The sequence below is a fragment of the Mycobacterium sp. genome, assembly GCF_035640695.1.
Taxonomy (GTDB): domain Bacteria; phylum Actinomycetota; class Actinomycetes; order Mycobacteriales; family Mycobacteriaceae; genus Mycobacterium.
This window is the reverse complement of the sequence record NZ_DASQVQ010000109.1, coordinates 1-26203: the sequence shown is the minus strand read 5'-3', so window position 1 is coordinate 26203 and position 26203 is coordinate 1. Positions and strand designations below refer to the sequence as shown.

The 26203-nt window shown below is 68.7% G+C and carries 23 protein-coding genes and 1 pseudogene; 5 read left to right on the top strand and 19 right to left on the bottom strand.

The window, feature by feature from the left end:
• The 10 genes from ppc to uvrC all read right to left on the bottom strand — a co-directional run.
• Window positions 1-2574: phosphoenolpyruvate carboxylase (gene ppc / locus VE759_RS12375; RefSeq protein WP_324932455.1), on the bottom strand; the 2574-nt coding region annotated here is incomplete at its 3' end.
• A gap of 68 nt (window positions 2575-2642) precedes the next feature.
• Window positions 2643-3374 (bottom strand): methyltransferase domain-containing protein, encoded by a 732-nt coding sequence (locus VE759_RS12370; RefSeq protein WP_324932452.1) that lies wholly within the window; start codon window positions 3372-3374, stop codon window positions 2643-2645.
• A 14-nt stretch (window positions 3375-3388) separates the two neighbouring features.
• On the bottom strand, window positions 3389-3622 hold the full coding sequence (gene secG, locus VE759_RS12365; RefSeq protein WP_324932449.1) for a preprotein translocase subunit SecG: 234 nt from the start codon (window positions 3620-3622) through the stop codon (window positions 3389-3391).
• Window positions 3623-3652: 30 nt separating this feature from the next.
• Window positions 3653-4438, bottom strand: a complete 786-nt coding sequence (tpiA, locus tag VE759_RS12360) for a triose-phosphate isomerase (protein ID WP_324932446.1) — start codon at window positions 4436-4438, stop codon at window positions 3653-3655.
• Between the two features lie 27 nt (window positions 4439-4465).
• Entirely contained in the window at window positions 4466-5686 is a 1221-nt protein-coding gene (locus VE759_RS12355) for a phosphoglycerate kinase (protein WP_324932443.1), read from the bottom strand.
• A 10-nt stretch (window positions 5687-5696) separates the two neighbouring features.
• Complete coding sequence (gene gap / locus VE759_RS12350) at window positions 5697-6719, bottom strand: type I glyceraldehyde-3-phosphate dehydrogenase (RefSeq protein ID WP_324932439.1); 1023 nt, start codon at window positions 6717-6719, stop codon at window positions 5697-5699.
• A gap of 136 nt (window positions 6720-6855) precedes the next feature.
• Window positions 6856-7833, bottom strand: a complete 978-nt coding sequence (gene whiA, locus VE759_RS12345) for a DNA-binding protein WhiA (protein ID WP_324932457.1) — start codon at window positions 7831-7833, stop codon at window positions 6856-6858.
• Window positions 7830-8870 (bottom strand): uridine diphosphate-N-acetylglucosamine-binding protein YvcK, encoded by a 1041-nt coding sequence (locus tag VE759_RS12340; RefSeq protein WP_324932435.1) that lies wholly within the window; start codon window positions 8868-8870, stop codon window positions 7830-7832. The genes whiA and VE759_RS12340 overlap by 4 nt, the downstream gene beginning before the upstream one ends.
• The gene (gene rapZ / locus VE759_RS12335; RefSeq protein WP_324932432.1) at window positions 8867-9796 is read right to left on the bottom strand and encodes an RNase adapter RapZ; all 930 of its coding nucleotides are present in this window, start codon (window positions 9794-9796) and stop codon (window positions 8867-8869) included. Before rapZ ends, VE759_RS12340 begins: the two co-directional genes overlap by 4 nt.
• A complete protein-coding gene (gene uvrC, locus VE759_RS12330; RefSeq protein WP_324932429.1) occupies window positions 9793-11925 on the bottom strand; it encodes an excinuclease ABC subunit UvrC in 2133 nt (710 codons plus the stop codon). The genes rapZ and uvrC overlap by 4 nt, the downstream gene beginning before the upstream one ends.
• A gap of 53 nt (window positions 11926-11978) precedes the next feature.
• Between uvrC and VE759_RS12325 the strand changes: the two genes are divergently transcribed.
• Both VE759_RS12325 and VE759_RS12320 read left to right on the top strand, forming a co-directional pair.
• Window positions 11979-13922: a gamma-glutamyltransferase family protein gene (locus VE759_RS12325; protein ID WP_324932426.1), complete on the top strand. Its 1944-nt coding sequence runs from the start codon at window positions 11979-11981 to the stop codon at window positions 13920-13922.
• Window positions 13919-14377: a GNAT family N-acetyltransferase gene (locus tag VE759_RS12320; RefSeq protein WP_324932423.1), complete on the top strand. Its 459-nt coding sequence runs from the start codon at window positions 13919-13921 to the stop codon at window positions 14375-14377. The genes VE759_RS12325 and VE759_RS12320 overlap by 4 nt, the downstream gene beginning before the upstream one ends.
• Here VE759_RS12320 and VE759_RS12315 read toward each other — a convergent pair.
• From VE759_RS12315 to VE759_RS12300, 4 genes are all read right to left on the bottom strand, one after another.
• Window positions 14360-14824: a PH domain-containing protein gene (locus VE759_RS12315; protein WP_324932420.1), complete on the bottom strand. Its 465-nt coding sequence runs from the start codon at window positions 14822-14824 to the stop codon at window positions 14360-14362. The two genes, VE759_RS12320 and VE759_RS12315, sit on opposite strands and share 18 nt — an antisense overlap.
• Entirely contained in the window at window positions 14821-15297 is a 477-nt protein-coding gene (gene ribH / locus VE759_RS12310; RefSeq protein ID WP_324932417.1) for a 6,7-dimethyl-8-ribityllumazine synthase, read from the bottom strand. Before ribH ends, VE759_RS12315 begins: the two co-directional genes overlap by 4 nt.
• A gap of 22 nt (window positions 15298-15319) precedes the next feature.
• On the bottom strand, window positions 15320-16594 hold the full coding sequence (locus tag VE759_RS12305) for a bifunctional 3,4-dihydroxy-2-butanone-4-phosphate synthase/GTP cyclohydrolase II (protein WP_324932414.1): 1275 nt from the start codon (window positions 16592-16594) through the stop codon (window positions 15320-15322).
• Window positions 16595-17629: 1035 nt separating this feature from the next.
• Window positions 17630-18274 (bottom strand): riboflavin synthase, encoded by a 645-nt coding sequence (locus VE759_RS12300; protein WP_324932411.1) that lies wholly within the window; start codon window positions 18272-18274, stop codon window positions 17630-17632.
• A gap of 98 nt (window positions 18275-18372) precedes the next feature.
• On the opposite strand from VE759_RS12300, the gene VE759_RS12295 reads away from it, so the two are divergent.
• The 3 genes from VE759_RS12295 (at window position 18373) to VE759_RS12285 (ending at window position 21435) form a co-directional block, all read left to right on the top strand.
• Window positions 18373-19077: an LppX_LprAFG lipoprotein gene (locus VE759_RS12295; RefSeq protein WP_324932409.1), complete on the top strand. Its 705-nt coding sequence runs from the start codon at window positions 18373-18375 to the stop codon at window positions 19075-19077.
• Window positions 19077-20780: an MFS transporter gene (locus VE759_RS12290; protein ID WP_324932405.1), complete on the top strand. Its 1704-nt coding sequence runs from the start codon at window positions 19077-19079 to the stop codon at window positions 20778-20780. The genes VE759_RS12295 and VE759_RS12290 overlap by 1 nt, the downstream gene beginning before the upstream one ends.
• Window positions 20781-20871: 91 nt before the next feature.
• Window positions 20872-21435, top strand: a complete 564-nt coding sequence (locus VE759_RS12285) for a type 1 glutamine amidotransferase domain-containing protein (protein WP_324932402.1) — start codon at window positions 20872-20874, stop codon at window positions 21433-21435.
• A 97-nt stretch (window positions 21436-21532) separates the two neighbouring features.
• Here VE759_RS12285 and ribD read toward each other — a convergent pair whose 3' ends face one another.
• From ribD to VE759_RS12260, 5 genes and pseudogenes are all read right to left on the bottom strand, one after another.
• The gene (gene ribD, locus VE759_RS12280; RefSeq protein WP_324932399.1) at window positions 21533-22534 is read right to left on the bottom strand and encodes a bifunctional diaminohydroxyphosphoribosylaminopyrimidine deaminase/5-amino-6-(5-phosphoribosylamino)uracil reductase RibD; all 1002 of its coding nucleotides are present in this window, start codon (window positions 22532-22534) and stop codon (window positions 21533-21535) included.
• The gene (gene rpe / locus VE759_RS12275; RefSeq protein ID WP_324932397.1) at window positions 22531-23208 is read right to left on the bottom strand and encodes a ribulose-phosphate 3-epimerase; all 678 of its coding nucleotides are present in this window, start codon (window positions 23206-23208) and stop codon (window positions 22531-22533) included. The genes ribD and rpe overlap by 4 nt, the downstream gene beginning before the upstream one ends.
• 49 nt (window positions 23209-23257) lie before the next feature.
• The gene (locus VE759_RS12270; protein ID WP_324932394.1) at window positions 23258-24649 is read right to left on the bottom strand and encodes an RsmB/NOP family class I SAM-dependent RNA methyltransferase; all 1392 of its coding nucleotides are present in this window, start codon (window positions 24647-24649) and stop codon (window positions 23258-23260) included.
• Complete coding sequence (fmt, locus tag VE759_RS12265) at window positions 24646-25575, bottom strand: methionyl-tRNA formyltransferase (protein WP_324932391.1); 930 nt, start codon at window positions 25573-25575, stop codon at window positions 24646-24648. The genes VE759_RS12270 and fmt overlap by 4 nt, the downstream gene beginning before the upstream one ends.
• A gap of 154 nt (window positions 25576-25729) precedes the next feature.
• A pseudogene (locus tag VE759_RS12260) lies at window positions 25730-26203 on the bottom strand (hypothetical protein); the annotation flags it as partial.

Sequence of the window (26203 nt, the reverse complement as noted above, 5' to 3'; positions counted from 1 at the left end):
CTGCGAATAGCGCGCGGCCAGGCCCATGTCGGACTTCGCCAGCACCTGGGCCATGTTCGACAACACCGTCCGGAAGAACGGCCATCGCCGGTACAGCTGCCGCAGCACCTCCAGCCGGCCGTCACCCTCGGCGATCCATTCGGCGAACGCGGTTCCGGTGCCGTACCAGCCCGGCAGCATCACGCGGCACTGGCTCCACGCCAACACCCACGGGATGGCGCGCAGGTCGGCTATCGAGGTGGTGGGCTTGCGTGAGGTCGGGCGACTACCGATGTTCAGCGCGCCGATCTCGTTGACCGGGGTGGACGCCTTGAAGTACTCGACGAAACCCGGTGTCTGGTGGACTAATTCGGCGTAGGCGCGCTGCGCCCGGGCCGCCAGGTCGTCGAGCACCTGATAGGCGGGGCCGGCCGACTCGCCCAGGCCCTCGACGTCGAGCAGCGTCGCCTCGAGGGTCGCCGCGACCAGCGTCTCCAGATTGCGGTGGGCGATCCGGGGTTCGGCGTACTTGGCGGCGATCACCTCACCCTGCTCGGTCAGCCGCAGCGAGCCGCACACCGCTCCGGGCGGCTGAGCCAGGATCGCGTCGTAGCTCGGCCCGCCGCCGCGGCCCACCGTGCCGCCGCGACCATGGAAGAGCCGCAATCGGATTCCGGTCTTGCGGGCGGATTCCACCAGGTCCAGTTCGGCACGGTACAGCGCCCAGTTCGCCGCGAGGTAGCCGCCGTCCTTGTTGGAGTCCGAGTAGCCCAGCATCACCTCCTGGCTGTCGCCGCGGGCGGTCACCAGGGCGCGGTAGAGCGGAATTTCCAGCGCCGCTTCGAGAATCGACGAGCCGCGTTGCAGGTCGTCGATCGTCTCGAACAGCGGAACGATTCCGACCGGGGCGTACGGCCCGGCACCGGAAACGTGTTCGACACCGGAGGCGTCCCGTTCGGCATTGGAAGCGTGCTCGACACCGGAGGCGTCCAGCAGGCCGACCTCCTTCAGCAGGATTGCGGCCTCCAACATGTCCGACACCGACTGGCACATCGAGATGATGTAGTTCGGCACGGCCAGCGGGCCGAACACGTCGACGGCCCGCTTGGCCGCGAAGCCGATGTCGAGCTCCTTGCGGGCCAATGCCGACACCTCGGCACCGTTGCGGATCAGCGGGCGGCGGGTACTGAGCTCGTCGACGAGCAACTCCACCCGCTCCGGCTCGGGCAGCGACTTGTAGTCGGGATGCACACCCGCCCATGCCAGCAGCTCCGCCACGACTTCCTCGTGCACCTCGGAGTTCTGCCGCATGTCCAGGCCACAGAGATGGAAGCCGAAGGTGCGCACGGCTTCTCGCAGCCGGGCCAGCCGGTCGTCGGCCAGCAGCGCGCTGCCGTTGGCGCGCAGCGACGCGTCGACGACGTCGAGATCGGCGAGCAGCTCGGACGGCGACGGATACGCCTCGAGGCCAAGGTCCAGTTCGTGCTCGGGCTGGCGGTCAAGGACTTCCCGCGCGGTCGCGGTCAGCCGGCCGTGCACGACGCGCAGGGCGCGCCGGTAGGGTTCGTCGAATCGGGTCGGCTCCTGGCAGGCGTCGGCCAGCGCGGCCAGATCGTCGCTGACCGTGACCAGGCGCGCCGACATCGACAGTTCCTCCTCGAGCGCGGTCAGCTCCGCGAAGTAATGCGTGAGCGCGGTAAACGACGCGCCGGCGGTGGCCAGCCGGACCACGTCGGCAGTGACATTCGGATTGCCGTCGCGATCACCGCCGATCCACGAGCCCGGCCGCAGCATCGGCTCGGCCAGCACGTTCGTGTCCGGCCAGCGGCCCCGCACCGCCGCCCGTACCTCGGCGTTCAGCTGGGGGATCACTTCGAAGAACGCGGACCGGTAGTACCGCAGACCGGTTTCGATCTCGTCTTGGATCTTGAGTCGCTGCAAGCGAATCAGCGCGGTTTGCCACAAGGTCAGGACATGGCGGCGCAACTCATGTTCGATGTCGCGGCCGTCGGGGGTCTGGGTGTGCCCGTGCAGCCGCAGCCGCATCAGCTCGGTGATCCGGTGCTGGGTGTCGAACACCGTCCGGCGCCGCGTCTCGGTGGGGTGCGCGGTGATCACCGGCGACACCAGGGCGCCCGTCAATGCGTCGGACACCGTCGCCGAATCGATCTGGGCCGCATCGAGTTTAAGGTAAGTGGCGGCCAGGCTGCTGTCTTGCGGTGGCTCGCCGGCCCGCACATGGATCGCACGCCGACGTTCGCGGTGGATGTCCTCGGCGACGTTGGCGAGCAACGCGAAATGCGTGAAGGCCCGGATGACCGGGATCGCCTCGTGAACGTCGATGCCGTCGAACATCTGCGCCATCTGCGCGCGGTCGATCTCGGAACGCCGCACCCGAAACGACTCGACGCGGGCCCGCTCGACGAGGCGGAAAACCTCCTCGCCGTTCTGCTCGCGCACGGTGTCGCCCAGAATCGAGCCGAGCAGCCGGATGTCCTGGCGCATCGGCTCGGTGGCCTCGCGGCCCACCTGTGTGCGCCGTACCGCGCCGATCGGTTCCAGCGCGGCGGCGTCGGAATCACCGACCTCGGCCATTACCCAAGTATCGGCGCGGGCACCGCGTGGCGCATGGCGAGCCGACGCCCGTGACTACCGCCGCAGTCTCATCCGCGCTTGCCGCGCACCCACTGCACAGGGCCGAAATTGCTGGTCCGCACGCTGGCGAAGCCGTGGTCTTCGAGGACGTCGCCGAGTTCGTCTTCGCCGAACATGTGCGCCCCGAGGTTCGGCACCATCCGCCACAGCTGGGCAGCAGGGCCGACGGTGGGCACCATCACGGCCAGTCTTGCGCCCGGTCGCAGCACCCGCGCCATCTCGGCCAGCGCCGCCACCGGGTCCGGTATCAGCTGCAGGACGGCGATCGAAACCACCGCGTCGACGGTCTCGTCGCGCAACGGAAGCCGTTGCGCGTCGGCCCGCAGAAAGCCGATCTGAGGTCCCGATTCGGCGCGGACCGCGCGGGCCAGCATCGGCTCGGAAATGTCAAGACCCAACACCAAGCCTGCGGGGCCGACGGCGCGCGCCAGTGACGCGGTGACGCTGCCCGGACCGCATCCGACATCGAGAGCAATGCCGCCACGCGGGATGTTCAACCACTCCGGGGGGTTTTGCCAGGCGGCAAAGAGCCTGCGCGAGACGGCTTGAACACCGTCGTAGAGCATCGACCCTATCGGCGAGGTCCATACCGCCTGGATCGCGCCGGTGTTCTTGGGGACGTCCTCAACCGGCCGGGTCGCCAGCAGGTCGAGATAGCCCTTGCTGACATCTGGTTCAGCCGGGGGATCGGCCAGCAGCTCCAGCGTCCTGCGCAACGCAGGAGGCAGCGTCGCGGTCATGTTTCGGGGCGGCGTCAGCGGTACTTGATCTGCAGTTCGACGCCGATGATCGCGATCACCCACAGCGCGGTGACGAACAGGGTCACCCGGTCGAGGTTCTTCTCGACCACGGTGGACCCGGCCAACGCCGACTGCACACCGCCGCCGAACAGGGTCGACAGCCCGCCGCCCTTGGCGCGGTGCAGGAGCACCAGCAGCACCACCAGCACGCTGGTGACTACCAGGAAGATCTGCAGGGCCAGTTGCACGGCTGCCACCCTACCTTGTCCGACTGGCAACTACGGCAGCGGCCCACCAGCGGCGATGGCCGACATGGTGGCGAACTGCTCACCGTCCAGCGAAGCGCCCCCGACCAGCGCCCCGTCGACGTCGTCCTGCGCGATGATGTCGCCGATGTTCTTGGCGTTGACCGAGCCGCCGTAGAGCACCCGCACGGATTCCGCGGCGGCCGGCGACGACAACGAGCCGAGTTCCTTGCGGATGGCCTGACAGACCTCCTGCGCGTCGGCCGCGCTGGCCACCCGGCCGGTGCCGATGGCCCACACCGGCTCGTAGGCGATGACGACGTTGCCGACCTGCTCGGCCGAGAGTCCGGCCAGGGATTTGCGCAGCTGATTCACACAATGGCTGATGTGTTCACCGGCCTCGCGCACGTCAAGGTGCTCACCGATGCAGACGATCGGTGTGATGGCGTGCCGGAACGCGGCGGCGGCCTTGGCCGCGACCAGCTCGTCGTCCTCGCTGTGGTAGGTCCGCCGCTCCGAGTGGCCGACGACGACGTAGGTGCAGCCGAGCTTGGCCAGGAACGCGCCGCTGATGTCGCCGGTGTAGGCCCCCGCGTCGTGCTGCGACAGGTCTTGCGCCCCGTAGGTGAGGCGCAGTTTGTCGCCGTCGACCAGGGTCTGCACGCTGCGCAGGTCGGTGAACGGCGGCATCACCGAGACGTCCACCTTGTCGAAGTACTTGTCGGGCAGCGAGAACGCGATCTTCTGGACAAGCGCGATCGCCTCGAAATGGTTGAGATTCATCTTCCAGTTGCCCGCGATCAGCGGCTTACGGCTCATCTCGACCCTTCGTTCGACGGCACAGCGCTACTTGAGCACTTCCAGGCCCGGCAGCGTCTTGCCCTCAAGGTATTCCAGCGAGGCGCCGCCGCCGGTGGAAATGTGTGAGAAGCCGTCCTCACGCAGACCGAGCTGGCGCACCGCGGCCGCGGAGTCCCCCCCGCCGACCACGCTGAAGGCGCCCTTACCGGTCGCCGCGATGATCGCCTCGGCAACGCCCTTGGTGCCCGCGGCGAAGGCAGGGAACTCGAACACCCCCATCGGGCCGTTCCAGAAGATCGTCTTGGCGTTCGACAGCAGCGCGGTGAACCGCTTCACCGACTCGGGGCCGATGTCCAGGCCCATCTTCTCGTCCGGAATCCGGTCGGCGGCAACCGTTTGCGACGGCGAGTCCGCGGCAAACCGGTCGGCGACGACGATGTCGACGGGCAGATGGACGACGTCGGCGTGACGATCCATCAATTCCTTGCACGTGTCGATCATCTCGGGCTGCAGCAGCGATTTGCCAACCGAAAGGCCGCATGCGGCAAGGAATGTGAAGCACATGCCGCCGCCGATGACCAGGCTGTCGGCCTTGGCGGCCAGTGACTCGATCACTGCGAGCTTGTCCGAAACCTTCGAGCCGCCGAGCACCACCGCATAGGGCCGTTCGGTGGAGCTGGTCAGCTGCTCAAGCACCGCGACCTCGTTGGCCACCAACATGCCCGCGTAGTGCGGCAGCAGCGTCGCAACATCGTAGACCGAGGCCTGCTTGCGGTGCACCACGCCGAATCCGTCGGAGACGAAAGCTCCGTGATCACCGACTAGTCCGGCCAGTTGTTTGGCCAGCGCGAGGCGTTCGTTGTCGTCCTTGCTGGTTTCGCGCGGGTCGAAACGGATGTTCTCCAGCAGCAGGATGTCGCCGTCGGTCAGGTGCCCGGCGCGTGCTTTCGCATCCGGCCCGACGACGTCGGCGGCCAGTTGCACATCGCGGCCCAGATGCTCGCCGAGCGCAGCCGCGACGGGCGCGAGCGAAAACTTCGGATCCGCACCGCCTTTGGGGCGGCCGAGGTGGGCGGTGACGACCACCTTCGCACCGGCGTCGGCCAACGTTTTCAACGTCGGCACCGACGCGACGATGCGCCCTGGGTCGGTGATGTTGCGGTTGTCATCCAGCGGAACGTTCAGGTCCGAGCGCACCAGCGCGCCGCGGCCCGAAACCCCTTGCGCCAGTAGGTCATCGAGCGTTGGGATGGAGAGGTCAGCCATTCTTCGCTGACTAAAGCGACTTGCCGACCAAGGCGACGAGGTCGACGAGGCGGTTGGAGTAGCCCCACTCGTTGTCGTACCAGGACACCACCTTGGCCTGGCTGTCGATCACCTTGGTCAGGCCGGAATCGAAGATGGACGAAGCCGGGTCGGTGACGATGTCGGTCGACACGATCGGTGCGTCGTAATACTTCAGGATGCCCTTGAGGTTGCCCTCGGCGGCGGCCTTGTACGCCGCGTTGATTTCGTCGACGCTGGGAGACGCGGACAGCTCGGCGGTCAGATCGGTCACCGAGCCGGTGGGCACCGGCACCCGCATCGCGAAGCCGTCGAGCTTGCCCTTCAACTCCGGCAGCACCAGGCCGATGGCCTTGGCCGCGCCCGTCGAGGTCGGCACGATGTTGATCGCCGCGGCTCGGGCGCGCCGCAGATCCTTGTGTGGGCCGTCCTGCAGGTTCTGATCCTGGGTGTAGGCGTGGATCGTGGTCATCAGCCCGCGGACGATGCCGAATTCGTCGTTGAGAACCTTGGCCAGCGGGGCAAGGCAGTTGGTGGTGCACGACGCGTTCGAGATGATGTTCTGGCTGCCGTCGTACTTGTCGTCGTTGACGCCCAACACGATCGTGATGTCCTCGTCGGTGGCCGGCGCGGAAATGATCACCTTCTTGGCGCCGGCTTGCAGGTGGCCCCTGGCCTTTTCGCCCTTGGTGAAGATGCCGGTGGATTCGACGACCACGTCGACGCCGAGATCGCCCCACGGCATCGCCGCCGGGCCCTCGCGGACCTCGAGGGACTTGATCTTCTGATTACCGACGACGATGGTGTCGTCGCCTTCCAGGCTGACGTCCTCTTTCAGCGGCCCGAGGATCGAGTCGAACCTGAGCAGGTGCGCCAGCGTGGCGTTGTCGGTGATGTCGTTGACCGCCACGACCTCGATGTCGGTGCTGCTGCCCTGCGCCTTCTGCGCTTCAAGTGCCCTGAAGAAATTGCGTCCAATCCGGCCGAAGCCGTTAACGCCTACCCGAATCGCCACCTGGGTCTCCTGAGTCGCTGATCATGTCTCCAGACCAGCCTAGTGGTGCCGATCCCGGGCCAGCACAGTGGTGGGTGGCGGCTATCTGAGCAGATTCGGCGATTTGCCGGATCGGTGTCGCGCAGCTGTCCGACGGCTACGCGTCGTCGAGCAGATCGGGGGTCACGGCCGACTCGGTGTCGGGGATGCCCTCCTGCTTGGCCTTCCGGTCGGCCATCGACAGCAGTCGCCGGATGCGGCCTGCGACAGCATCTTTGGTCATCGGCGGGTCGGCCAGCCGGCCCAGTTCCTCCAACGACGCCTGCCGATGCTCGACGCGCAGCTTGCCCGCCGCTGCGAGGTGGTCCGGCACGGTGTCACCGAGAATCTGCAGCGCCCGCTCCACCCGCGCCGCGGCCGCCACCGCCGCCCGCGCCGACCGCCGCAGATTGGCATCGTCGAAATTGGCCAGCCGGTTCGCGGTGGCGCGCACCTCGCGGCGCATCCGGCGCTCTTCCCACGTCAGCCGGGTGTCCTGGGCACCCATCCGGGTCAGCAGCGCCCCGATCGCGTCGCCGTCGCGCACCACAACCCGATCGCTGCCCCGCACCTCCCGCGCCTTCGCGCTGACTCCCATCCGCCGCGCCGCGCCGACGAGCGCCAGCGCCGCTTCGGGCCCCGGACAGCTGACCTCCAACGCCGAGGACCGCCCCGGCTCCGTCAACGACCCGTGCGCCAGGAACGCCCCGCGCCACGCCGCCTCCGCGTCGGCCACGCTGCCGCCGACCACCTGGGCCGGCAGGCCGCGCACCGGCCGCCCCCGCAGATCCAGCAAACCAGTCTGCCGGGCGAGCCCCTCGCCGTCGTTGGCCACCCGCACGACGTAGCGGGTGTGCTTGCGAATACCGCTGGCGGACAACACATGTACCACCGCGTTGTAGCCGTACAGCTCGAAGATCTCCTTGCGCAGCCGGCGGGCGATAATGCCCAACTCGACCTCGGCCTCGACGATGACCCGGCCGGCCACGATGTGCAGTCCGCCGGCGAAGCGCAGCAACGCGGCGACCTCGGCGCGTCGAGCGCTGACCGAATTCACGGCCAACCTGCTCAGCTCGTCCTTGACCTCGGCCGTCATCGCCACTGGTCGTCACCCCTCGGTCCGCTCAGACTCGGTCCATTCGACGGGCCCGCCACCGGGGTGGGCACCGTCTGCGCAGGCGGGGCCGCCGATGGCCGTGCCCGCACACTCTCCAGCACCGCGGCGAGCTTTGCCGGGTCGTGTAGAGACGTACCGGGCCGGGCCACATCAGCAAACCGTACATCGGCGTTCAGCAGCGTGGCCGTGCGGCGTAGTTGCTCACGCTCGCGTTCACCGGGTACTCGCCCGGCGTCGACGACGATCTCATGCACCCGGAAGCCTGGCGCATGTTGGGACAACACGTGCAGATGGCGTTCCGCCGAGAAGCCCGTCGTCTCCCCCGGCTGGGGGGTGAGATTCAGCACCAGCGCGCGCCGCGCGGTCGTCGCCTGCAGCGCCTGCGCCAGAGCGGGCACCAGCACGTGCGGGATCACGCTGGTGAACCACGAACCGGGGCCAAGCACAACAAGATCCGCGTTCAGGATTGCATCAACGGACTGCCGGGTGGCGGGCGGGTCGCCGGGTATCAGCCGCACCCGTCGGACCTTGCCGATGGTCGTCGCGATCGCCACCTGACCGCGGATCACCCGGCTCATCCGTGGATCCGACTCCAGACCGGCCACATCGGCCTCGATGTCCAACGCAATCGGGCACATTGGCAGGACCCTGCCCTTGACCCCCAGGATCCGGCCCAGCTCATCGAGGGCGGCCACCGGATCGGCCAGCACCTCGTTCAGGCCCGCCAGGATCAGGTTGCCGATCGGATGACCGGCCAGCGCACCATGGCCGCCGAACCGGTGTTGAATGATGGTCGCCCACAGTCGACCGTATCGACTGTCGGATGCCAACGCGGCCAAGGCCATTCGCAGATCACCCGGCGGCACCACGTCGAGCTCGCCGCGCAGCCGCCCCGATGATCCGCCATCGTCGGCCACGGTGACCACCGCGGTGACGTGGGGTGTGATTCTGCGGGCCGCGGAGAGTGTGGCGTACAAGCCGTGGCCGCCGCCCAGCGCAACGATGCGGGCGGTCATTCGCGGCCCAGATCCCGGTGCAGCACCCGCACAGAAAGTTCGTCGTTCGGTTGCAGTCGCTCGGCCAGCGCTTCGGCCATCGTCACGCTGCGGTGCTTGCCCCCGGTGCAGCCGATTGCGACGGTCATGTACCTCTTTCCCTCCCGGCGGTAGCCCTCGACGACCAGGGATAACAATCGATGGTAGGTGTCCAGAAACTCTTCGGCGCCAGGCTGTCCCAATACGTAGTCGCGCACCGCGGGATGCTGACCGGTGTGCCGGCGCAACTCGTCCACCCAATGCGGATTCGGCAGGAATCGCACATCCATCACCATGTCCGCGTCCATCGGCAGGCCGTACTTGAACCCGAACGACTCCACCGTGACGCCGGTGTACGCGACCGCCTCCGCGCCGAATGCGCGCTCGATGCTTTCGCGCAAGGCGCGAATCGACAGCGTCGACGTGTCGATGATCAAATCGGCCCCCGCGCGCAGCGGCGCCAGCATCTGGCGTTCGGCGGCGATGCCCTCGGCCAGCGTCTGATCACCCTGCAGCGGATGGCTGCGGCGCACCTGTTCGTAGCGGCGCACCAAAATGTCGTCGGATGCCTCCAGAAACAACACCCGCGGCGTGATGCCGCGGTTGCCCAGTTCCTTGCGTACCCAGTCGAGGTCGCCGGTGAACCCGCGAGAGCGGACGTCGAGGACGACGGCCAACTGAGTGATGCGCGATCCGGCGGCCAGCCCGAGGTCGACCATTTGCGCGATCAGCTCCGGCGGCAGGTTGTCGGCGACATACCAGCCCAGGTCTTCGAGCACCTTCGCGGCCGTTCCGCGGCCCGCGCCGGACAGACCCGTCACCAGGACAACGTCGATACCGGAACCAGCCTCAGCAGTGTCGTCCGTTGGGCTGTCCCGCAGCTCCTCGCCGGTACCCTGATCAGTCATCCCGATGCCCTGGTCTGATCATCGCCCATTGCGGCCCCGATCGCCTGCGAATTGGGTGTGACGCCGAGCGCCGCCAGCACCGCGCGGGCCGTCGCCAACCCGATCCCGGGCACCTCGGTGATTTCCTCGATCGTCGCGTTCTTCAACCGCGCCACCGAGCCGAAGTGCGCCACCAACGCCTTGCGCCGGCTCTCCCCCAGCCCACGCACCGAGTCCAGGGCCGACACGGTCATCCGCTTGGAGCGCTTGCTGCGGTGGTAGGCGATCGCGAACCGGTGCGCCTCGTCGCGAACCCGTTGCAACAGATACAGTCCCTCGCTGTTGCGCGGGAAGATGATCGGATCCGGTTCGGACGGAACCCACACCTCTTCCAGCCGCTTGGCCAGACCGATCACCGCGACATCGGTGATCCCGAGTTCATCCAGCACCGCCTGCGCCGCGTTGACCTGAGGCGCGCCGCCATCGACAACGAACAGGTTCGGCGGATACGCGAACCGGCGCGATTTGGTTTCCGGAGCCGCAGGGCCGGCGACATTGGCCTCCGGAGCCGCCGGGCCGGCGACATTGGCCTCCGGAGCCGCAGGGCCGGCGACATTGGCCTCGCCAGCCGTCGGGCCGGGGACATTGGCCTCGCCAGCCGTCGGACCGGCGACATCGGCTTGTGCGGCGGGCTCACTCGCGTGGCGAATGTCATGCAGATGGCGCACGAACCGGCGCCGGGTGACCTCGGCGATGGAAGCGACGTCGTCGGACCGGCCTGCGCCCGCGGCCTGGCGGATCGCATAGTGCCGGTAGTCCGTCTTGCGCGGCAGGCCGTCCTCGAACACCACCAGGGAGGCCACCACGTCGGTGCCCTGCACATGGCTGACGTCCACGCATTCGATCCGAAGCGGCGCCTCTGCGAGGCCCAAGGCATCCTGAATGCTCTGCAGCGCTTCCGATCTCGCGTTGAAGTCGCCTGCCCGCTTCAGCTTGTGCTGAGCCAGCGCCTCTTGGGCGTTGCGGTGGACGGTTTCGGCCAGCGCGCGCTTGTCGCCGCGGTGCGGCACCCGCAGCGTGACCCGCGACCCGCGCAACCCCGACAGCCAGGTCGCCAATTCGTCGGTGTTGGGCGGTAATACCGGAACGAGAATCTGGCGCGGCACCGGATTCAGCGACTCGTCGGCCGCACCGTCAAGTTCGGCCTGTTCACCATAGAACTGCGTCAAGAACTGCTCGACCAGCTGCTCTTGCCCGGAATCCTCCGGCCCGCTGGACTTTTCGACAATCCAGCCGCGCTGGCCGCGCACTCGCCCGCCCCGGACATGGAACACCTGTACCGCGGCCTCAAGCTCATCGTCGGAGAAGGCAACGACATCTGCGTCCGTGCCGTCACCGAACACCACCGCCTGCTTCTCCATGGCGCGCTTCATCGCGGAGATGTTGTCGCGCAGGCGAGCCGCCCTCTCGAAGTCCCACTGCTCGGCCGCCTCGTTCATTTGCCGTTCCATGTCACGCACGAGTCGGTCGGTCTTGCCGGCCAAGAAGTCGCAGAAGTCCAGCACGATCTGCCGGTGTTCTTCCGCGCTGACCCGACCGATGCACGGAGCCGAGCACTTGTCGATGTAGCCGAGCAGGCATGGCCGGTCGATCTGCTTGTGCCGCTTGAACACTCCGGCCGAGCAGGTGCGGGCCGGGAACACGCGGGTAAGCAGATCCAGCGTTTCGCGGATCGCCCAGGCATGTGAATACGGGCCGAAATACCGGACGCCCTTGCGTCGTGCCCCGCGGTACACCATCAGTCGCGGGAACTCCTCGTTGAGCGTGACCGCAAGCACCGGATACGACTTGTCGTCGCGGTAGCGGATGTTGAACCGGGGATCGAACTCCTTGATCCAGTTGTATTCCAGCTGCAGCGCCTCGACCTCGGTGTTGACGACCGTCCACTCGACGCTGCCCGCAGTGGTCACCATTTGGCGGGTCCGCGGCGGCAGGCTGGCCACGTCGGCGAAGTAAGACGTCAGCCTGCTGCGAAGGCTCTTGGCTTTGCCGACGTAGATGACCCGTCCGTGCGGATCCCGGAACCGGTAGACGCCCGGCTCGACCGGGATTGATCCGGGCGCGGGCCGGTACGTCGCTGGATCGGGCACCCATTCAGGTTACTGCCGGTGTTGCGGGGCTCCGATGAACTACCTTCGGATGAGTGCGGACCAGAGTCCCCGCCTTGCTGGCCGGTGTGGTGCTGATTGCTGCCGGATGCGGCGGCACCGAGGTCAGCACCCCAAAATCGGTGGGGCCCTGCGAGATCGTCCCGAACGGAACCTCGGCGCCCAAGACGTCGGCGTCGCCTGCCACCGCGTCTGTCACCCCCTCCCGCAATATCTCCACCAATCCTGAGGTGGCCACCGGGTACCGCAAGGACATGACCGTCGTGCGGACCGGTCATTACGCGGCGGCCACCGCCAATCCATTGGCCAGCCAGGCGGCCTGCGCGGTGCTGCGCAACGGCGGAACCGCGGCCGACGCGCTGGTCGCCGCGCAGGCGGTGCTCGGGCTGGTGGAGCCGCAGTCCTCCGGTGTCGGCGGCGGCGGGTTCCTGCTGTACTACGACGCCCGGTCGGGCTCGGTGCAGGCCTACGACGGACGGGAGGTCGCACCGTCGGCGGCCACGGAGAACTACCTGCGCTGGATCTCGGACGCCGACCGCACTGAGCCGAAACCCGACGCCCGGGCATCCGGACGGTCGATCGGGGTGCCGGGCATCGTGCGTGCGCTGCAGGACGCGCACGACGAACACGGCAACACGGCGTGGCGCGATCTGTTCAAACCCGCCGTCGCGCTGGCCGACGGCGGGTTCGATATCAGCCCGCGGCTGGCGGCTGCGATCGCCGACGCGGCGCCGCGGCTGCGCGTCGACGCAGGCGCGGCCGGGTATTTCCTCAACCCGGACGGCAGCCCGAAGACAGCCGGCACCCGACTGACCAACCCGGCGTACTCAAAGACCCTGGGCGCCATCGCATCCGACGGCGCCAACGCCCTCTACACCGGCGACATCGCACGCGATATCGTCGCCGAGGCGACCGACACTTCCGCCGGCCGCACACCGAGCCTGATCACGCTCGAGGACCTGTCCGGCTACGCGGCGAAGAAGCGTGAACCAATCTGCACGCCGTACCGGGGCCGCGAGATCTGCGGCATGCCGCCGCCGTCGTCGGGCGGCATCGCGGTGGCCGCCGCGCTGGGCATCCTCGAGCACTTCCCGATGGGCGACTACAAGCCCACCGACGTCGACCTGAACGGCGGCCGCCCCGCCGTGATGGGCGTGCACCTGGTGTCGGAGGCCGAGCGGCTGGCGTACGCCGACCGAGACAAGTACGTCGCCGACACCGACTTCGTGCCGCTGCCCGCAGGCACCCCGAAGACGCTTCTGAACAGCGATTACCTGACCGGCCGCGCCGCCATGATCTCCACACAGCACGCCATGGGCACCGCCAAGCCCGGAGAATTCGGCGCGCCGCCCACGCCGGCGCCGCCAACCCCCGAACACGGCACCAGCCAGATCAGCATCGTCGACGCGCAGGGCAACGCCGCCGCGCTGACCACCACCGTCGAATCGGCGTTCGGCTCGTTCCACATGGTGGACGGGTTCATGTTGAACAACCAGCTGACCGACTTCGCCGCCGAACCGGTCGGCGCGGACGGCGCACCGGTAGCCAATCGGGTGCAGCCAGGGAAGCGGCCGCGCAGCACCATGTCTCCTACGCTGGTATTCGACCAGTCCAACTCGGGACGCGGCCCGCTCTACGCGGTGCTCGGCTCACCGGGCGGCGCGGTGATCATCCAATTCGTGGTGAAAACCCTTGTCGGCATGATGGATTGGGGCTTGAACCCGCAGCAGGCGGTGAGCATGGTCGACTTCGGGGCCACCAACTCACCGACAACCAATGTCGGCGGGGAACATCCGATCATCGACGTGTCCGACTACGGCGAGCACGACCCGTTGGTGCGCGGGCTGCGGGCGCTGGGACACCAGGTCGATCTCGCCGACCAGTCCAGCGGGTTGTCGGCGATTTCGCGCAGCAACCCCGGCTGGATGGGTGGCGCCGACCCGCGCCGCGAAGGCGTCGTGATGGGCGACCCGACATGAACAAACGCGTCGCCCGGCTGACCGAGGACGACTGGGCGTTGTTCGCCGACCTGCGGCTACAGGCGCTATCGGACGCGTTCGGCGTCGACGACGACCAATACCGGCGTGAGGCGCGGTTGACCGAAACCGAGTGGCGATACCGCATCAGCGACCACGCCCCGTTCGCCGCCTGGCTCTGCGGGCGTCCCGTCGGCATCATCGCCGCGCACCGGGAAGACGACCAAAACGTCTACTTGTATTCGCTGTGGCTCAATCCGGCGGTCCGCGGCCACGGACTGGCTCACGAGCTGGTGGCCGCCTCGCTGGACTGGGCCCGCGACCTGTCCGCCCGCACGGTGCATCTGCGGGTGGCCGCCGACAACGCGGCAGCGCGAAGCGTCTACGAAAGCTTCGGGTTCACCGCCGAACAGCAGGTCTACCACCGCGAACTGGTGATGTCACTGACCGTCGGCTGACGTCCGGTACCGCTGCACCAGAGCACGTGTCGCGTCCATCGCCTGCACCGCGCGCTCCTTGTCGACCGCCTGGATCGCCATCACCGGGACGTATTCGTCGTCCGGCAGCTCCACCCGCGCCCAGCGGGCTCCGCGCGGAAACGACACGTCGACGACCTGCGGCCACCGGATCAGCCTGTCCCCGAGAAGGTTTCGCACCGACACGCCGGCCTTTCCGACCCGCAACCGCGGCCGCGCGAACAGCAAGATCACGCCGGCCAGCACGATACCCAGCCCACCCATCGCAATCTGGTCGGAGGTCTGGAAATACACGCCGGTGGACCGGATTTTGAGCAGGAATCCGACCGAAATCAGGCCCGCGGCGACGATGAACGCGGCGGCGTAGGCGAAATACGGCGTCACGTGCGGCCGCACCTGCAGGTCCCAGTCCGAATCCGTGGTGGTCATGACCGCAGTTCGCGCAGCGTCACCGCGGTGGACAGCGCGGCCGCGGTGGCCTGGGCGCCCTTGTCCTCCGCCGACGACGGCAACCCGGCGCGGTCCAGCGCCTGCTCCTCGTTGTTCGTGGTCAGCACGCCGTTGGCGACCGGTGTGGCTTCATCCAGCGACACCCGGGTCAAGCCCTGGGTGACGGCATCGCAGACATAGTCGAAATGCGGTGTCTGGCCGCGGATCACAACACCGAGGGCGACGACGGCATCGTGATCGCGTGCCAATTCCTGTGCGACAACTGGGATCTCGATCGCACCCAACACTCTCACCACGGTCGGGTCGTGAATGCCGTAGTCGGCCGCTACCCGGCGTGCGTTGTCCAGCAACGCATCACAGATCTTGGTGTGCCAGGTGCTCGCGACGATGGCCAGCCGCAACCCGGACGCGTCGAGCACCGGCATGTCCGGTACGCCGGCGCCTCCGCTCATGGTCGGGCTTCGCCCTCGCTGTTCAAAGGGCACCGCCGAATTCACCGGGCAGGTGGGCCTCGTCGAAGTCGTCGAGGCCGGTCAGGTCGTGGCCCATCCGATCGCGCTTGGTGATCAGATAGCGGATGTTCTCGGAGTTGGCCCGCACCGGCAGCGGCACGCGTTCGATGATGTGCAGCCCGTACCCGTCGAGCCCGACCCGCTTGGCCGGATTGTTGGTCAGCAGCCGCATCGAGCGCACCCCAAGGTCGTAGAGGATCTGCGCGCCCAGGCCGTAATCGCGCGCGTCGGCCGGCAGCCCGAGCTTCAGGTTGGCGTCCACGGTGTCGTCGCCGGCGTCCTGTAGCTGATAGGCCTGCAGCTTGTGCATCAGCCCGATGCCGCGGCCCTCGTGGCCGCGCATGTACAGCACCACGCCCCGGCCCTCGCGGGCAACCATTGCCAACGCGGCGTCCAGCTGCGGCCCGCAGTCGCACCGGCGCGACCCGAACACGTCACCGGTGAGGCACTCGGAGTGCACGCGTACCAGCACGTCGTCGCCATTGCCGGGCGGTCCCGCGATGTCGCCGCGCACCAGCGCCACGTGCTCGACGTCGTCGTAGATGCTGGTGTATCCGACCGCCAGGAACTCGCCGTGCCGGGTGGGGATGCGGGCCTCGGCGATGCGCTGCACGTGTTTCTCGTGCTTGCGGCGGTACTCGATCAGGTCGGCGATCGCGATCAGCGCGAGCTTGTGCTCGTCGGCGAACACCCGCAGCTCCTCGGTGCGGGCCATCTCCCCTTCGTCCTTCTGGCTGACGATCTCGCAGATCGCGCCCGCCGGCCGCAGCCCGGCCAGCCGCGCCAGGTCGACGGCGGCTTCGGTGTGTCCGGGCCGGCGCAGCACGCCGCCGTCCTTGGCGCGCAGCGGCACCACGTGCCCGGGCCGGGTGAAGTCGTCGGCGACACTGTTCGCGTCGGCAAGCAGCCGCATCGTGGTAGCCCGATCGGAGGCCGAAATCCCGGTTCCGACACCGTTTTTGGCGTCCACAGTGACGGTGTAAGCGGTGCCGTGCTTGTCCTGGTTGACCGCGTACATCGGCAATAGGCCGAGCCGGTCGCAAATCGCGCCGTCCAGCGGCACACACAGATAACCGGAGGTGTAGCGCACCATGAAGGCCACCAGTTCGGGTGTGGCCATCTCGGCGGCGAAGATCAGGTCACCCTCGTTTTCGCGGTCCTCGTCATCGATGACGACCACCGGCCTGCCCGCCGCGATGTCGGCGACCGCGCGCTCGACGCTGTCCAACCTCGTCATCGGCGGTCACTCCTTCGACGGCAGTACGTCGCTGCCCTGTACATCGAGTATGAACCAGGCCGTCAGGCGTGCGCACAAACCGGCTACTGATGCGAACCGATCAGCCGTTCGACATATTTCGCGGATATCGCTCAGCAAGCGGTGTACGCCCACGTGTGGAACACTGGCAACGCGGCAAGCGAACCGACGCCACGATGGTCAACCAAGAGTGCGCCGTGTCTGATGTCACCGATCAGCAAAGTTGTCGGCGGCGCAGGTCGATGGGGCTGGCCGTCCGTTCACCACACTCCGACAAGTCGGCTCGGGGCCCCAGTCAACTTCAACGGCAGCGCCGTTGGCTCACCCTGTCCTCGCACAACAGGCCCGAGACCGCCGCCAGGTCGTTGCCTCCGCTACTACTTGTCACCGTCTAGCAATGTTGAATTCACCAAAATTGGGTACAAGGTTCCGGGCTGGCAACTACGTTTGGGCCCCGGAAAGGGGAGGGAAATACCTCCACACAGCAAATCTAGGAGGATGAGATCAGTGACACGACATGAGGTACGGACTGCGCGGCGCGCAAACATGACGAAGGTAGTGGGTCTGGCCGGGATGGCCGCGGCGGCGGCCACGCTGGCGATGACCGTCGGCGCGGGCACGGCGGGAGCGAGGCCGCCTCATCCCGGACCCAGCCCCCACGACAACAGCTCACCATCAGCCACCAGCTCACCTTCAGGCGCAACTGCACCACAGGCAGCGGCCAACGCAAGCCTAACGCCGAGCCAGATCTATAACCCCGGACCAGGCAGACTCGGTTTCGTGAACAACCCCGGGCCCATTGTGGTTCCGGCGAGCCCGACCGGCCCGCCCCTCATACACGTCCCCGGAGTCCAATTACCCGTTTGGTGGCAGGTCAACGGCACGCCAACACGGGCTCCGTTCTGATTCGTTCGCGGACGGGCTTTTCGGCACGGCCCACACACGCGCGGCGTGTGTGGGCCGTGTTCCATTTTCGGCAGGTGCGGGATGCTGCGGTGAACCGGCACCGGCGCGGTGCTAGGTAGACCTTGGCGTGAAACCGGTGCCAGGCGGGTTGCCCGCGCGCACCAGCCGCTCAACGTATTTGGCGATTACGTCGACCTCGAGGTTCACCGCGCCGCCCACCGGGACGCGCGAAAGCGTCGTATCGGACAAGGTGGTCGGGATCAACGACACCTCGAACCAGTCGTGGCCGGCATCGTCGCGGCCCAGACCCGACACCGTCAGGGAGACTCCGTCGACGGCGATCGAGCCTTTTTCGGCGACGTATCGCGCGAGATCGGCCGACAGCGCGATCCGCACCACTTCCCAGTGCTGCGACGGAGTGCGCGAAATCACTTCTCCGGTCCCGTCGACGTGGCCCTGCACGATGTGGCCACCGAGCCGGCTGCCGGGCGTGACCGCCCGCTCCAGGTTCACCTCGGGCCGCCGGTCGATGTCGCGCAGCGTGGAGCGGTTTAACGTCTCGGCCATGACGTCGGTGGTGAACTGGCCGACCGGCAGCACATCGACCACTGTCAGGCACACGCCGTTGACCGCGATCGAGTCGCCGGGCGAGGCATCACTGGTTACCAGTGGGCCGCTGATTCGCAGCCGCACCGCGTCGGGCAACTGCGTCTTCTCCATCACGCGGCCGACCTCTTCAACGATGCCCGTGAACATTTCACAACGTTAAACCTCGGTTGCGCCTGCGCGTCGCGTCATGTGCGCGTCATCGGTGCGGCGGCGATTCGTCAGATCGAACCTCTACGATGCAACCCATGCAGACGCGCCGCCGACTCTTCGCCGTCGTCCTCGCCACCATCGCCCTCTGCACCGTCTTCACCGTCCCGCTCGCCGGGTGCTCCTCGAACAAGCAGTCAAGCGCGCCGCTGCCGGACGCCGCGACGCTGCTCAAGGAGTCGAGTGCGACCACCCGCAATCTCACCAGCGTGCACCTGGAGATCAAGGTCAACGGCAATCTGCCCACATTGCCCGTGCACACCTTGTCCGGCGACCTGACCAACACCCCCGCGGTGGCCGCGAAGGGCAAGGCGAACCTCAGCGTGCTCGGCCAGACCATCGATGCCGACTTCGTCGTCGTCGACACGAAGCTCTACGCCGCGCTGACGCCGAACAAGTGGTCCGATTTCGGGCCGGCGGCCGAGATCTACGACCCGTCGGTAATCCTCGATCCGGACCGGGGCCTGGCCAATCTGCTGGCCAACTTCAGCGATCCGAAGGCCGACGGTCGCGAAACCGTCAACGGCGTGCAGACGGTGCGGGTCAAGGGCACCATCAGCGCCGATGCGATCAGCGCGATCGTGCCGAACGTGACCAACCCGGTGCCCGGCACGGCGTGGATCCGCGAGGACGGCAACCACGAACTGGTGAAGGCGTCGGCGGAGATCAGTCCGGGCAACAGCATCGACCTGACGCTGTCGGATTGGAACAAGCCGGTCACCGTGACCAAACCAATCGTGTGATGGGCAATCACCGCGTCGCCCCGGTCAAATCGGGGACCAGCCGCCAGATCGCGATCGGCGCGGGCGCGCTCGCCGTCCTGCTGGGCGCCCTGGACACCTACGTCGTGGTCACGATCATGACCGACATCATGCGCGACGTACACATCCCGATCAACAAGATCCAGCAGGTCACGCCGATCGTGACCGGATATCTGCTCGGCTACATCGCCGCGATGCCGCTGCTGGGCCGCGCGTCCGACCGGTTCGGCCGCAAGCTGCTGCTGCAGGCCAGCCTGGCCGTCTTCGCGGCCGGCTCCGTCGTCACCGCGCTGTCCAACGACCTGACGATGCTGGTGGTCGGCCGCGTCATCCAGGGCACCGCGAGCGGTGCGCTGCTGCCCGTGACGCTGGCGCTGGCGGCCGACCTGTGGTCGCAGCACAACCGGGCCGCGGTGCTGGGCGGCATCGGCGCGGCCCAGGAGCTGGGCAGCGTGCTGGGCCCCCTCTACGGCATCTTCATCGTGTGGCTGCTGCACACATGGCGCGACGTGTTCTGGATCAACGTCCCGCTGACCGCGATCGCGATGGTGCTGATCCACTTCAGCCTGCCGTCCAGGCAGAAGGGTGACGGGCCGCCGGAGCGGGTCGACGTGGTCGGTGGCGTGCTGCTGGCCATCGCGCTGGGTCTGGCGGTGGTCGGGCTGTACAACCCCGCGCCGGACGGCAAGCACGTGCTGCCGAGCTGGGGTTTGCCGGTGCTGGCCGGCGCGCTGGCCGCCGCCATCGCATTCGCGCTGTGGGAGCGGTTCGCCCGAACCCGGCTGATCGAGCCTGCCGGCGTGCACGTCCGGCCATTCCTGTGCGCGCTGGGCGCATCGGTGGCCGCGGGCGCGGCGCTGATGGTCACACTGGTCGACGTCGAGCTGTTCGGTCAGGGCGTGCTGGCAAAGGACCAGAACGAAGCGGCTGCGCTACTGCTGCGCTTTCTGATCGCGTTGCCGATCGGCGCGCTGATCGGCGGCTGGATCGCCACCAAGATCGGCGACCGGACGGTCGCATGCATCGGTCTGCTGATCGCATCCGGCGGTTACTGGCTGATCTCCCACTGGACGACCGGCCTGCTCACGGCGCGGCACGACCTCGGCGTCTTCACCCTGCCGGCGTTGGACACCGACCTGGCGGTGGCCGGGTTGGGCCTCGGGCTGGTGATCGGACCGCTCACGTCGGCGACGCTGCGGGTGGTGCCCGCGGCTCAGCACGGCATCGCCTCGGCGGCCGTCGTGGTGGCCCGAATGATCGGCATGCTGGTCGGCATCGCCGCGCTCTCCGCATGGGGCCTGTACCGGTTCAATCAGATCCTGGCCACCAAGCAGGCCAGTATCCCGTCGGATGCCAGCCTCATTGAGCGGGTGGCCGCTCAAGCCCATCTGTACCGCGACGCTTACGCGGCGCAATACGGCGAAATCTTCAAGATCACGACGATTGTCTGCGTGCTCGGCGCGATTGCCGGGTTGTTCATCGGCAGTCGCCGCGAACACGCCGACGAACCCGAAGTCGCGATCGACGGGGACGACACGTCCACGCAGCGGATCGACGCGCCGACAGAGGCGTTCGACGCGCCAACCCGGATGATCGACGCGCCGACGCGGGCGATGTCAGCGCGAGATCCCGATCAGACCATCCGCATCCAGCGTCGGCCGCCGGGCCGCCCGGGCTCGGGCTAGCGGAGCGACGCTGTGCCTGCGCGCAACTAGGTTGCCTTCGGCGCCCGGCGGGTAACCCGTGACGAGTCAACGATTCGGAACGGAGGTGTTCATGACTTCGCAACTCGACGGCAAGCGAATCGCGTTCCTGGTCGCGCCCGAGGGTGTCGAGCAGGTTGAGCTGACCGAGCCGTGGAAGGCAGTCGAGCAGGCCGGCGGCTCGCCCGAGCTCATCTCGACCGAGGTCGGCAAGGTGCAGGCGTTCAACCACCTCACTGCGGCCGACACTTTCGAAGCGACGAAGGCGGCCGAGAATTGCCGCGCAACCGAATACGCCGGTTTGGTGCTGCCCGGCGGCGTCGCAAACCCGGACATGCTGCGCACCCACAAGCCGGCGGTCGACTTCGTGAAGGGCTTCTTCGATGAGGGCCTGCCGGTCGCGGTGATCTGCCACGGCCCGTGGACGATCGTCGAGGCCGACGCGGTGCGCGGCCGCACGATCACGTCGTGGCCCAGCGTGCAGACCGATATCCGCAACGCGGGCGGCAACTGGGTGGACGAGGAAGTGGTGGTCGACGAGCGGCGCGGCAACACGCTGATCTCCAGCCGCAAGCCCGACGACCTGCCGGCGTTCTGCGGCAAGCTGGTCGAGGCGTTTGCGCAGCGCAAGTCGTAGGCAAACCCGCTTCGGGAACGAGCGATTCCTCGCCCAGGGGTAACGCTCGACGGCGTTGTTGCACACTCGACGCCGTTGTTGCGCGCTCGATTCCCGGCTACTCCGGCACCAGGCTCAGCAGCACGTCGGCGCCGATCGTCTCCACGCCGTCGAAGCGCCACCGCCACGCCTTCGCGATCGTGGGCACGCCGACGTCGTCGACCGCAGTTATCGGGCCGCCCAACATGATTGGTGCAATGTAGGCGAGGATCCGATCGACCGCTCCGGCCCGCAGGAAGGCACCCGCCAGCGTCGGTCCGCCCTCCAGCAGCACGTCGGTGCGCTCCGCCAGCGACTTGATCACCTCTTGCGGGTCGTGGGTACGGATGATCATCGTGCGCGAATCGTCATTCAAAACCCTTGCGTCCGCTGAGATTTCCCGCTCACCGACCACGACGCGCAGCGGCTGGCGATCGGCGAGGGTGCCGTCCGGCAGCCGGGCGGTCAGCGCTGGGTCGTCGGCCAACACCGTGCCGGTGCCGACGACGATCGCATCCGCCATGGCGCGGCGGCGATGCACGTCGGCGCGGGCCGCGTCGCTGGTGATCCACTGGCTGCTGCCGTCGGCGGCGGCGCTGCGACCGTCGATGCTGGCGGCGTATTTCCACGTGACGTGCGGCAAGCCGGTGCGCTGCTTGTGTAACCACTCGCGCAGCGTGCCGGCCGCTACGTCGTCGGCTTGCACGCCGCCGATCACCTGCACGCCGGAGTCGGCCAGCCGCGTCGCTCCCCCGGCCGCGACCGGGGTCGGATCGGCCACCGCGTACACCACCGTCGAAACCCCCGCCGCCAGCAGTGCATTCACGCACGGCGGGGTCTTCCCGTAGTGGTTGCACGGTTCGAGCGTCACGACCGCGGTGCCGCCTCGAGCGAGCTCCCCGGCACGGCGCAGCGCCACCACCTCGGCGTGCGGGCCGCCGGCCGGTTCGGTGCCGCCGACGCCGACGACCTCGGCGCCGCGATCGAGAATGACCGCGCCGACCGGTGGATTCGGGTACGTGCCTCCCTTGACCCGTTCGCCCTGCTCCATCGCCAGCCGCATCGCGGCGTCGTGGTTCACAACCGCAGATGGCTTGACGCCGCGGCGGCCTGGTGCCGCAACGCCTCCACCGCGGCCGCCGGGTCCTGGGCGCTGTAGACGGCCGACCCGGCGACGAAGCAATCCACCCCGGCCTCGGCGGCCTCCTCGATGGTGTCCTGGTTGATGCCGCCGTCGATCTCGACCAGCACGGTCAGCTCGCCGGCGTCGACGAGCCTGCGCGCGGTGCCGACCTTGACCAGTACCTCGGGGATGAAATTCTGACCGCCGAAGCCCGGCTCGACCGACATGATCAGCAGCGTGTCGAACTCGCGCAGGATCTCCAGGTACGGCTCCAGCGGCGTGCCGGGTTTGACGGAGAGTCCGGCCTTCGCGCCGGCCGCGCGGATGTCGCGCGCCACGCCGACGGGGTTCTTCGTGGCCTCGGCGTGGAACGTGACGTTGTAGGCACCGGCCTCGGCGTAGGGCGGTGCCCAGCGGTCGGGGTTGTCGATCATCAGGTGGCAGTCCACCGGGATGTCGGTGTGGGTGAGCAGAGCCTCGACGACCGGCAGCCCGATGGTCAGGTTCGGCACGAAGTGGTTGTCCATCACATCGACGTGCAGCCAGTCGGCGCCGGTGACCGCGGCGGCCTCGTCGGCCAGCCTGGCGAAGTCGGCGGCCAGGATCGACGGCGCGATCAGCGGAGGCGGCATGGCCTCAATGTACTTAGCGCGTGGGCGTCCCGCGCAAGCCCGGCCACCGTCAACCGGGCGTTCGTCGCTGCAGCGCCGCCGCGAACATCGCCTCGGTGCCGTGCCGGTGCGGCCACAGCTGCACGTGCGGGCCGTCGCCGAGATCGGGCACCGGGTCGAACAGCGGCCGGGTGTCCAGCGCGCGCACCGGGTGGCGGCGCAGCGCGTCGGCGACCACTCCGACGGTTTCGGCCAGATGCGGCGAGCACGTCGCGTACAGCACGACCCCACCGGGGCGGGTCAACCGGATGGCCGAGGCCAGCAGCTCGCGCTGCAGCTTGGCCAGCGCAGGCACGTCGCCGGGCCGACGGCGCCAGCGCGCTTCGGGACGCCGCCTCAGCGCCCCGAGCCCGGTGCACGGCGCGTCGACGAGCACGCGGTCGAAGCCCGGGTCCAGCCCGGGGTCGCGGCCGTCGACCCGCAGCACCTCGACGGGCAGCCCGCGGGTGTTCTGCTGCACCAGATCGGCGCGGTGCGGCGCGGGCTCGATCGCGGTAACCGACCCGCCCACCGGCACCAGGGCCGCCAGCAGCGCGGTCTTGCCGCCGGGGCCTGCGCAGAGATCCAACCAGCGCCCGTTGTCCGGGCCGTCGATGTCGGCCAGCGCCACCGCGCGGGCCACCAGCTGGCTGCCTTCGTCCTGCACCAGCGCGTCGCCTTCGCGAACCGGCTTCAGCCGGCCGGGATCACCGCCGGGCAGATACACGGCATGCGGCGAAAACCGGCCGGCGGTGCCGTGCACCGCGTCGGCGAGCTGGTCGGCGGTCAGCGTGCCGGGCCGGGCGGCCAAGTGCACCAGCGGGCGCTCGTCGTCGCTGGCCAGCAGCGCGTCAAGTTCCCCGGCCCGCGCACCGAGCGCGTCGGCGAACGCCTGAGCGATCCAGCGCGGGTGTGAATGCACGAAGGCGGTGTGGCCCACGGGATCGGCTTCGGCGTCGGGGGCCAATTCGGCGACCCATGAGTCTTCGTCTTTGGACGCGATGGCGCGCAGCACGGCGTTGACGAAACCGGCTCGGGCGGAATCGAATTCGATGCCCGCTTGCTCGACGGTCGTCGACACCGCGGCGTGCGCGCCGACCCGGGTGCGCAACAGCTGGTACGCGCCGAGGCGGAGCAGGTCGAGGAGCACGGGGTTGATGTCCTCGGGCGGCCGGTCGGCCGCCCGCCCGATGATCGCGTCGAGCAGTCCGCGGGTGCGGCAGGTGCCGTAGGCCAGTTCGGTCGCGAACGCGGCGTCGCGGCCGGTGATCGCGCGCTCACGCAGCAGCGCCGGCAGCGCGAGGTTCGCGTACGCATCACGTTCGTCGACCGCGCGCAGCACGTCGAACGCCGCGCGGCGCGCCGGGTCAAGCGGTCGTCGACGCGGCGGTCGGCCGGCGCTCTTGGCGGGCGGTTTGGTCATGACGCGCGTGCGGACGAGTCGAGGCGGGCGCCGCGGGCCCAATCGGCCGCGGGCATCGGCTTGCGACCCGGCGGCTGGACCTGGCCCAGCAACACCGGCGCCGACCCGGTGCCGACCCGCACCTCGCGGCGGTCCACCCGCAACTGACCGGCCGGCAGCGGCTCGCCGTCACCGTCGACCGTGACGGGGCCGATCTTGATTCGCGCGTCGCCGATCAGCGTCCAGGCGCCCGGATTGGGCGTCACCGCGCGGATGCGCCGCTCGACGGCCGGCGCCGGCAGGTCCCAGCGGATGCGGGCGTCCTCGACGGTGACCTTGGGTGCGACGCTGACCCCGTCCGGCGGCTGCGGCACCGGCACCAGCGTGTCGTCGGCGATGCCGTCGAGCGTCGACTCCAGCAGTGCCGCACCGGAGCTCGACAGCCGCTGCAGCAGGTCGCCCGCGGTGTCGTCGGGCCGGATCGTTTCGGTGACGACGCCGTAGACGGGTCCGCTGTCCAGGCTCGGCTCGATGCGGAAGGTGGTCGCACCGGTGACCTCGTCGCCCGCGGCGATGGCCGCCTGCACCGGCGCCGCGCCGCGCCACGCGGGCAGCAGCGAGAAATGCAGGTTCACCCAGCCGTGCTCGGGTATGGCCAGTAGGCGCTTACCCAGCAGTGCGCCGTAAGCCACCACCGGGCAGCAGTCGGGCGCCAATTCGGCTAGCGCGGCGACGAATTCGTCGGAGTTCGGGCGGGCCGGCTTGAGCACCGGGATCGCGTGTTCGTCGGCCAGCCGGGCCACCGGCGACGGCGTTGGCTTGCCGCGCCGGCCGGACACCGCGTCCGGACGCGTCAGCACCGCGATCACGTCATGGCGCGGGGACGCGATCAGCCGCCGCAACGCCGGCAGCGCTGGTTCGGGGGTGCCGGCGAAGACGAGACGCACGGTTGCAGTCTAGGGAGCGGCCGCCGCCGGGTCGCCGCCGCTGGATTCCCCGGTGAACACCAGCGGCCGGCAAAAGCCAATCACGCTGAACATCAACAAGATCGACCGCCGCAGCGATTCGAGTGAACCGGCTGATGACTTCGGCGACTGGGGGCTATCCGATCGGCCAGGGCAGCCACGGCGACCTGCCGGAGAAGCGGCCGGGGCCGGGGCCGTAACCGGGTCCGTAGCCGGGGCCGGAAGGTCCCGGCCCGTAGGATCCCGGCCCGTAAGGTCCGTACGGCGACTGTTGCGGCGGGTCCCACCGCGGGTCGTATCCGCGAACGGGCTGCCGACTGCCCGGTCCGGGACCGAACCCGATGAACGGCGGGGCGCCGAGGACCGGCCCCGACGGCGCCGGATCGGCCGGGTAGTACGGGGCAGATGCGCCCGGCGGATAGTACGGCGCGGCCGGAGCGGGGGTCGGCGGTAGTGCGGTCGGAATCGGGGCGGGCGGCGAGGCCTCCGGAAGTGGCGCGGGCGGCGATGCCTCGGCGGCCGGTGCCGGCGGGGCCGCGGCCGGTGCCGGCGCAACGGCGGCTTGCTTCGGTGCGGGAGCCTGGGCCACCACCGTGCGCGGGGCGGCTTG